Source organism: Bacillus sp. CDB3 (genome assembly GCF_002081505.1).
Classification (GTDB): domain Bacteria; phylum Bacillota; class Bacilli; order Bacillales; family Bacillaceae_G; genus Bacillus_A; species Bacillus_A cereus_AT.
In genome coordinates, this window is record NZ_ALBR01000020.1 from 123,927 (window position 1) to 133,959 (window position 10,033).

Below are 10,033 nucleotides of genomic sequence, written 5' to 3' on the forward strand. Positions count from 1 at the left end.
TGAACTGGGAGTGGACAAATGCTAAGCAGATGACTGCTCCTGCGTATTCAATGGACAAGATTAGTAATGTTGGAGATATGTAAGTCAGTTTATATATAATCAAATGAATGCGCTTTCTTTCGAACGGTGTAATACAAAGGACGGTTATCTTAAAATAGGAGGTTTCACCATGGTAGTAACGAAAAATGTACAAACGTTGAAAAATTATATTGGCGGACAATGGATAGAATCCACAAGTAAACAAGTTGAAGGTGTACCAAATCCAGCAACAGGCGAGATTATTGCTCGTGTGCCACTTTCGACTAAAGAAGATTTAGATAGAGCTGTAGCAACTGCGAAAGAAGCATTCAAAACTTGGAGAAGGGTCGCTGTACCTCGGCGTGCTCGGATTCTATTTCGTTATCAACAGTTACTGATTGAAAACTGGGAAGAGTTAGCGAAACTCGTTACCTTGGAAAACGGAAAAAGTTATAAAGAAGCTTACGGTGAAGTACAGCGAGGGATTGAATGTGTTGAATTTGCCGCAGGTGCACCTACTTTAATGATGGGAGAGCAACTTCCTGATATTGCGACTGGTGTTGAATCAGGGATGTATCGTTACCCGATCGGAGTAATCGCAGGAATAACGCCATTTAACTTTCCGATGATGGTGCCATGCTGGATGTTCCCACTCGCGATTGCATGCGGAAATACGTTTGTATTAAAACCATCTGAAAGAACACCAGTGCTGGCTAATCGCATAGCTGAACTATTTAAAGAAGCAGGTCTTCCAGATGGTGTGCTAAATATTGTGCATGGTGCACATGATGTCGTGAATGGCATTCTTGACAATGAGGATGTGAAGGCTGTATCTTTCGTTGGTTCTCAACCTGTGGCTGAGTACATATATAAAACAGCAGCAGCTAATGGTAAACGTGTACAAGCTCTTGCAGGTGCAAAAAATCATTCGATCGTATTAAAAGATGCGGACCTTAGTTCTGCAGTGAAAGAAATTACAAGTGCTGCCTTCGGTTCAGCTGGTGAAAGATGCATGGCGGCTGTTGTCGTTGTGGAAGAAGACGTTGCAGATGAACTTGTTAATAGACTGCTTCAAGAGGCGAATGCTATTGCGATTGGTAATGGGCTGGAAGAAGGGGTGTTCCTTGGTCCCGTTATTCGTGACGGACATAAAGAGCGTACACTCGGATACATTCAATCTGGTATAGAGCAGGGAGCGACACTTATTCGTGACGGACGTGAAGATGATGCAGTAAACGGTAACGGTTATTTTGTTGGCCCAACAATTTTTGACAATGTGACACAGGAAATGAAAATCTGGCAAGATGAAATCTTCGCACCGGTTCTTTCTATTGTACGTGTAAAAGACTTGATGGAAGCGATTCATGTTGCTAATGCATCACCGTTCGCAAATGGTGCATGCCTGTACACCGATAGCGCGAAAGCTATTCGTGAATTCCGTGAAGAAATTGATGCAGGTATGCTTGGGGTCAATCTTGGGGTTCCTGCTCCAATGGCATTCTTCCCATTCTCAGGTTATAAGAAATCCTTCTATGGTGATCTCCATGCAAATGGAAAAGATGGCGTAGAATTCTATACTCGCAAGAAAATGCTTACGGCTCGTTATTGAAAGATTGATCCCGCATTAACGGGCAGTAAGATCCCCACCTCAAAATTCAGCTGGAGCAAAGAAGTTAGGTGGGGGATCAACTGCCCGTAAAAGCCCGATTGGTGAGGGCTGATAATCGGTGGGGGATGAACAAAACCCCCACTGATTAAAGTTTCACTTTATGTGAAACCATAAAAGAATAGAATGGAGTTGGTGATTGTGCAAGCGACAGAACAAACACAAAGTTTGAAACAAGCAGATGAAAAGTACCTTTGGCATGCAATGAAAGGAGCATCCCCTAATCCAACGAATTTAATTATTACAAAAGCAGAAGGAGCATGGGTGACGGATATTGATGGAAACCGTTATTTAGACGGCATGTCCGGTCTTTGGTGCGTGAATGTTGGCTATGGCCGAAAGGAGCTTGCAAGAGCGGCTTTTGAACAACTGGAAGAAATGCCATATTTCCCTCTGACACAAAGTCATGTTCCTGCTATTAAATTAGCAGAGAAATTGAATGAATGGCTTGATGATGAATATGTCATTTTCTTTTCTAACAGTGGATCGGAAGCAAATGAAACGGCGTTTAAAATTGCTCGTCAATACCATCAACAAAAAGGTGATCATGCACGTTATAAGTTTATTTCCCGCTATCGTGCTTATCACGGTAACTCAATGGGGGCTCTTGCAGCAACAGGTCAAGCGCAGCGAAAGTATAAATATGAACCACTCGGGCAAGGGTTCTTGCATGTAGCACCACCTGATACGTATCGTAATCCAGATGATGTTCGTACACTGGCAAGTGCTGATGAAATTGATCGTGTTATGACATGGGAGTTAAGTCAAACAGTAGCCGGCGTGATTATGGAGCCGATTATTACTGGGGGCGGTATTTTGATGCCTCCTGATGGATATATGGAAAAAGTAAAAGAAATTTGCGAGAAGCACGGTGCGTTGCTCATTTGTGATGAAGTTATATGTGGATTTGGCCGGACTGGGAAGCCATTTGGATTTATGAATTATGGCGTTAAACCAGATATCATTACAATGGCAAAAGGTATTACAAGTGCGTATCTTCCTTTGTCAGCAACAGCAGTCAGACGAGAGATTTATGAGGCATACGTAGGCAGTGAAGATTATGATCGCTTCCGCCATGTGAATACGTTCGGAGGAAATCCAGCTGCTTGCGCCTTGGCTTTGAAGAATTTAGAAATTATGGAGAATGAGAAACTCATTGAACGTTCCAAAGAATTGGGTGAACGACTGTTATATGAATTAGAAGATGTAAAAGAGCATCCAAACGTAGGAGATGTTCGCGGAAAAGGCCTTCTTTTAGGTATTGAACTAGTGGAAGATAAGCAAACAAAAGAACCGGCTGCTATTGAAAAGGTAAACAAAGTCATCAATGATTGTAAAGAAAAAGGTCTAATTATTGGTAAAAATGGTGACACTGTTGCAGGTTACAATAATATTTTGCAGCTTGCTCCTCCATTAAGCATTACAGAGGAAGACTTTACTTTTATCGTTAAAACAATAAAAGAATGTTTAGCTCAACTTTAATTAGTTATTGATAAATTTTGCTGGAAAGCGGAACAGCATCTCCAGAGATATATCTTTAAATATGGAACGAATCACTCTAAAAGAGTAATTCCGAAAGGGCTGAGTTTATGAAAGCTGATGTTGTATTGATAAATGGAGAAGTTATTACAGTAGACAAAAAGAATACAGTGGCCGAGGCTGTAGCAATAAAAGATAATCGTATCGTAGTTGTTGGTTCAAATCAGGAGGTTAAGAGTTTTATAGGAGAAAAAACGGATGTAATTGACCTGCAAGGAAAAACGCTTCTTCCTGGATTCATTGATTCCCATCTTCATCTCATTTCTTATGGGCAAAATCAGTTGGCTGTCAGTTGTAAAGCTAAACATATTGATTCTATCGAGGCTTTGTTAGGTGATCTGAAAAAGAAGGCATTAGAAACGCCAAAAGGTGAATGGATACGTGCTTGGGGATTTAATGAAACCGCTGTGAAGGAAAAGCGTTATCCAACAATTACTGAGCTGGATGAAATTTCAGTTGAACATCCTATTATGATAACTCGTACTTGCCACCATATAAGCGTAGTGAACAGCAAAGCATTAGAAATTGCGCGAATTAACGAGAACACACCGAACACGAGTGGGGGAGTTATCGAAAAAGATCAGGCAGGAAAGCTTACAGGAAGGCTAATTGAAGCAGCAAATATGAGGATGAGTGAGGTTGCAAGTTATAAAGAAAATGAAATGATGAAGGCAGCAAAAATTGCATCAGATCATTTCGTTGCAGCTGGCATAACGAGTATACATGATGCAGGTGGAGATGGACCTGAGAGTTTTCGTTTACTACAACAAGCTGTGAAGAGTAGGGATATTCGTGTCAGAATATATGCAATGATATGTCAGATAAATAACTCCCATGAATTTGTTAATAAAATGGTCGAAGCTGGTGTGGTAACTGGTACCGGAGATGAGAGATTTAAAGTTGGACCAGCTAAATTGTTTACAGATGGAAGCAGCACGGGTCCTACAATTGCAACCCGTAAGTCATATTCTAGTGACTCTAACAATTATGGTATTCTTTATTATAGTGAGGAAGAAATCTATCAAGTTTTAGGTGAAGCACATAAAAAAGGCTATCAAATCACTGTACATGCACAAGGTGATAAAGCTATTGAAATGTATTTAAATTGTGTAGAAAGAGCGCTAGAGGAATCGCCAAGAAAAAATCACCGTCATCGGATTGAGCACGCGGGAATTTCTTCACCAGATTTACAAGAGAGAATGAAAAAACTCGAGATAGTTCCAATTCCGAATCCTCCATTTCCATATGAATTTGGAGAGATATATGCACGGCACTATGGTGAGCGTGTTAACCACATGTACGCTGCTCGTGATTTTATTGATCGTGGCATCATTGCAGCAGGTAGTTCGGACGCGCCAGTTACTGACTATAACCCTTTATTAGGAATTCATGTTGCTGTTAATAGAAAAAGTAAGTTTGGGATGGAGATTGGTGCGAATCAATCTATAAGTGTAATGGAAGCTATTAAACTATACACATGGAATGGCGCTTATGCGAGTTTTGAAGAAGAGATAAAAGGAAGTATAGAGGTCGGTAAGTTAGCGGATTTAGTTATATTAAATGACAGCATTTTAAATGTCAATACAGACCAAATTAAAGATTTAAAAGTAGAAACAACTATTATTGATGGAGAAATTATCTATCAAGAAAAACAATCAGTGAAAATGTAACATAAAAAACGCATCCTTCAATTGTAAGACTGTTTTTAACAATTGGAGGGTGCGTTTCCGTTGTATAGTTGCGCTTTTCAAACTGTATTAATTTTCTGAGAGAATAAAAGGTCAGTCATCTACTAACAAAGATTCAGATCATGAACACTAGAAAACGAACATAACCTATCATATAATTGAAAGACTATATTGTAAAATCAATGTTAATATATACCCTCCTATAAGTATTAACATGCGTAATTGAGGTGTTTTCTTTGTTGTTTTATGATCGAATTTCTATAATGGCCCCTCCTGTTCCGTAGCTAAGGAAAGTCTTTTTATTTCTGAGATTTTCAAAGTTATAGGAGGGTATGAAAAATGAAAAAAGTCTCAGTACCATCACTCTTGTTAATGATCATTCTTGTAGCATTTCCGCAAATTAGTGAAACAATTTACACACCGTCTTTACCAGACATTTCAAAGGCGTTGCACGTAAGTAATAATGAGGTACAGTTAACGCTAAGTGTTTATTTTGCTGGATTTGCTTTAGGCGTATTTTTTATTGGATGGTTATCAGATATAATTGGTCGTCGCCCAGCAATGTTATTTGGAATTGCAGTATATGGGATAGGAAGTTTCTTATGCTATATTGCAAGTTCCATTGAATTTTTATTGCTAAGTCGTTTTATTCAAGCGTTTGGGGCAAGTGCAGGATCAGTTGTTACACAAACGATTCTTCGTGAAAGTGTAGAGGGGCATAAACGTCATGTTATGTTTGCTCAAATTTCGGCAGTCATTGCCTTTACACCAGCGATAGGTCCGTTAATTGGTGGTTTTCTCGATCAAATGTTTGGATTTAAAATAGTATTTTTAAGTTTAGTAGTTATGAGCGTCGGAATTTTGCTGTATACGTTTGTTTCTCTTCCAGAAACAAAAACGGACTCAGTGACGAATCAAATAAATGTGTTTTCTGTTTTAAAACGGTTGATTACAAATCCGAAAGTAGTAACATACGGTCTATTAATTGGAGGAGCGAATGGTGTTTTATTTAGCTATTATGCAGAAGCGCCGTTTATCTTTATTGAATACTTTCAGTTATCGCCTAGTATGTATGGATTTTTAGGAATCGTTGTCGCTTTTGCTTCAATTATTGGGGCGAAAGTTTCAAAACGTTTACTGGCTACTTATAAACCAGAGAAAATTATATATATCGGTTGTCTTGTAATGACAGGGGGAGCTATCCTTTTAACTGTTATTACTTCAGTTGGATCAAATCCAAACATAATATATATGATTGGATTTTTAGTAGCGATGTTTATATTGCTATTAGGAATTGGAATAGCGTTGCCTAACTGTTTAAGTTTAGCATTAGTAGATTTTCAAGATGTCATTGGTACAGCAGGTGCATTGTTTAGCTTAGGCTACTATGTAATTGTAACGGTGACAATTTTGGGAATGAGTCAGCTTCATACAGGTTCGTTGATGGTGATGCCACTTTATTTTCTGACTATTGTAGTTATCATGGTGGTGTTTACTAAAGTATTTATTTTTGGTAAACAAACTTCAAAAACGATTTAAATATGAAATGGTAAAAGAGTCTCATTTTTTAATGAGACTCTTTTGTATTTTATGAAAAAATTACAGGTATGAATATGTGATTAATGTTAAAATATAACAAAGTTGTATGGTTATAGTTTTTTGGGGGTGAAAATATGTTAATGAATCTAGCATGCGCTATACTAATCATTTCCGGACTTACAATAGTTATCAGAAAAACTTTCATTGTCAACCACTATCTTTGTAATTTAATGGCATTCTTTTGTGTTTATATGACAACATCTTCTTATATGTTAAATCAACTTTCATTAGTGAAAACAATAGTTGTACTAGTTTTGTTGTTTATAACTTTAGTTCTCGTATACTCACATTTCGATATTAGAGGGCTAGCTTTTAACGATTATACAGTGTTTAATTTACCTTCTAGCCGAGTGAATATATTAGTGAAAGAAGGGCTTACTGAAGCAAATATAGAATTTACTTTGGATAAAAATAATATATATTTATCAGGATCTCCTGTTAAAATTCGAATATTAAATAGGCCATTACATACAACTAATATTTTATTTAAAAAATGTCCAGATGATATGCAGGGGAAAATTAAAGATATTATTGAGGAAAAGATAAAAGCTGAAGAGAAGAGTTTTCCGCTTTCGGGTGTATTGCTGATTGCTTTAGGAGGACTAATATTTTTCATAAAATAGTAGTATTATGAAATGTTTTTTGCGATAAGGTTCGAATTTTCAATTAGAATGAGGTGGAATGCATGCGAAACTTAGTAAATAAACTAAATGTTAAAGCAACTACACAAGAAGATTTACAACAAATTTTAAAACTATGTACAATTTATGATCAAGCCATTTACGGTGAAGTTGATACAACGGTAGAGGATATTAGTAACTCATGGAAAGGTATTGATGTTAGTAAAAGCTCTTATGTTGTTATGAATGAAGAAGAAATAATCGCTTATGGAGTTTTGACAGGGAATGAAGGGCAGTTTCCATCTGCCGTATTTGTAAACCCTGATTATATAAATCAAGGAATTGAACATGTAATATGGTCAAAGCTTGAAGAGCGTGCTACGGGGCTTGTAAGTAATTCGTCTTGCTTGAATGGCACGATTGTAACACAAGCAAATAATTTCTATGAGGAAAAAGTATTAGAAGAAGATGGATTTATCCCAACTCGTATATGGTGAGGGATGGGGATTGAATTAAAGAAAAATGTTCCATCGCCACTATGGCCAAAGGATGTTACAGTGCGACATTACATACCCGGTTTAGATGATGAAAGATTACATCAAACTTTTAATGAAGCATTTGCAGACCACTGGAATTCGCATCCTTCTACGTTAGAAGAGTTTTTGCAGCGTACTGAAAGAGCTGGGTTTCATCCTACGTTATGGTCACTAGCAATGATTGAAGATGAAGTAGTGGGATTTATTTTTAGTAAAAAGGGTACTGATAATAAAGCTGAAATTACTCACTTAGGTGTAAGAAGTTCTAAGCGGAAACAAGGATTAGGATTGGCGTTATTACACCATGCATTCGGGCAATTGTATGAAGAGGGGATTTCGAAAGTGAATCTAAATGTAGATTCTGAGAATATTACAGGTGCACCTCGCATATACGAAGCAGCTGGAATGGAAGTAAAGAGTAAATTCGTTCGCTTTGATAAGGAAGTCCGTGCGAAGGATGTATATGGTATGTAATTTTACTAATATATTATATTTTCAGGTGAGACGGAAATGTAATTCATTTAAATGATGGACAATGATGTTATCAACTATAAATATTGAAGTACATGCTGTATAAAACCGAGGAAGAAATGCTTTCCTCGGTTATTTATATTGTAATAACATTTACACTAGAATCATATTGAATAGATGTATTTTATTTCTAATTAAGTTAAAAATTAAACATAATCATGCATATTAATTTATTGAAAAAATAATTGAATTTTTCAGATAAATAAATTAATATAAAGTAAGAAATTTTCAGATTTATAGAAAATCGGAAAATGAGAGGTTTTGGAAATTTTATAAGAGGCAATAAACGATTTTAAGATAGCTTTAAAGATATCTTAAAATGACGTTTGCTTCATCATTTTCGAGCCGAAAGGAATTAGGGTACAGTATCTTGCTTTAAAATGCGGCTATGAAACATCTAAGAGGGGGAAGTGAAGTGGCAAACAAAGAATTGAAAAGAGGTTTAGAAGCACGTCATATTCAAATGATTGCTTTAGGCGGAACGATTGGTGTTGGTTTGTTTATGGGGTCAGCCAGCACGATTAAATGGACAGGTCCGTCAGTAATGCTTGCTTATGCAATTGCAGGTATTTTTATCTTCTTCATCATGCGTGCCATGGGAGAAATGTTGTACATGGAGCCAAGTACAGGCTCATTTGCGACGTTCGGTCATAAGTATATTCACCCGTTAGCTGGTTATATGACAGCTTGGAGTAACTGGTTCCAGTGGGTTATCGTTGGGATGTCAGAGATTATCGCGGTTGGGGCGTATATGCAATATTGGTTCCCGGATTTGCCAGCTTGGATACCGGGTATTATTGCAATGGTTATTCTTGGTGCTGCTAACTTAATTTCGGTTAAGTCATTTGGTGAATTTGAATTTTGGTTTGCAATGATTAAAATCGTTACGATTTTATTAATGATTATTGCCGGATTCGGTCTCATTTTCTTCGGAATTGGGAACGGCGGAGAAGCAATTGGTATATCTAATCTATGGGAAAATGGTGGTTTCTTTACGGGTGGTTTTTCAGGATTCTTCTTTGCGCTATCACTTGTAGTTGGGGCATATCAAGGTGTGGAATTAATCGGGATTACTGCTGGTGAAGCGAAAGATCCGAAGAAGACACTTACAAGAGCAATTCAAAGTACAATTTGGCGTATTTTAATTTTCTATATTGGCGCTATTTTCGTTATTGTAACTGTTTATCCTTGGGATCAATTAAGTTCAATTGGTAGTCCGTTCGTAGCGACTTTTGCGAAGGTCGGTATTACGGCAGCTGCTGGACTTATTAACTTCGTTGTTATTACAGCGGCAATGTCTGGTTGTAACAGTGGTATTTATAGTGCTGGACGTATGCTTTATACGTTAGGTGTAAATGGACAAGCACCAAAATACTTTGCGAAAATTTCTAAAAATGGTGTACCTTTATTCGGTACAGTTGGCGTAATTATCGGTTTAGCGGTTGGTGTTGTTTTAAGTTATATTGCACCAAAAAACTTATTCGTATATGTATATAGTGCGAGTGTACTTCCTGGTATGGTGCCATGGTTTGTTATTTTAATTAGTCAAATGCGTTTTAGAAAAGAAAAAGGAGCAGAGATGAAAGATCATCCATTCAAAATGCCATTTGCTCCTGTTACAAACTATTTAACAATTGCCTTTTTAATTATGGTATTAATCGGAATGTGGTTTAACGATGATACTCGTATTTCACTAATTGTAGGTATTGTTTTCTTAGCTATCGTAACAATTAGTTTCTATGCTTTCGGAATAGGGAAGAGAGCTCCGTTAGATGTTCAAAATGATCAAGAGATTTCAAGTAAATAAAGGTAATAAAAAAAGTCCGATTTCTTATT

General features: G+C 37.1%; 6 protein-coding genes and 1 pseudogene. All 7 read left to right on the forward strand.

All coding sequences use genetic code 11. From position 1 onward, the window contains the following. The first annotated feature begins 169 nt into the window (after positions 1–169). The 7 genes and pseudogenes from CDB3_RS07015 (at position 170) to CDB3_RS07050 (ending at position 10,004) form a co-directional block, all read left to right on the forward strand. Positions 170–1,627: a CoA-acylating methylmalonate-semialdehyde dehydrogenase gene (locus CDB3_RS07015; protein ID WP_128853890.1), complete on the forward strand. Its 1,458-nt coding sequence runs from the start codon at positions 170–172 to the stop codon at positions 1,625–1,627. A gap of 183 nt (positions 1,628–1,810) precedes the next feature. After that, positions 1,811–3,166, forward strand: a complete 1,356-nt coding sequence (locus CDB3_RS07025; protein ID WP_179139673.1) for an aspartate aminotransferase family protein — start codon at positions 1,811–1,813, stop codon at positions 3,164–3,166. Between the two features lie 107 nt (positions 3,167–3,273). Beyond that, the gene (locus CDB3_RS07030) at positions 3,274–4,893 is read left to right on the forward strand and encodes an amidohydrolase (protein ID WP_128853891.1); all 1,620 of its coding nucleotides are present in this window, start codon (positions 3,274–3,276) and stop codon (positions 4,891–4,893) included. Positions 4,894–5,250: 357 nt separating this feature from the next. Further along, positions 5,251–6,450: a multidrug effflux MFS transporter gene (locus CDB3_RS07035; RefSeq protein ID WP_128853892.1), complete on the forward strand. Its 1,200-nt coding sequence runs from the start codon at positions 5,251–5,253 to the stop codon at positions 6,448–6,450. Positions 6,451–6,584: 134 nt separating this feature from the next. Then, entirely contained in the window at positions 6,585–7,133 is a 549-nt protein-coding gene (locus tag CDB3_RS07040; protein WP_128853893.1) for a hypothetical protein, read from the forward strand. Between the two features lie 62 nt (positions 7,134–7,195). After that, a pseudogene (locus CDB3_RS07045) lies at positions 7,196–8,140 on the forward strand (GNAT family N-acetyltransferase). Between the two features lie 472 nt (positions 8,141–8,612). After that, positions 8,613–10,004: an amino acid permease gene (locus CDB3_RS07050; protein ID WP_128853894.1), complete on the forward strand. Its 1,392-nt coding sequence runs from the start codon at positions 8,613–8,615 to the stop codon at positions 10,002–10,004. Positions 10,005–10,033: the final 29 nt, after the last annotated feature.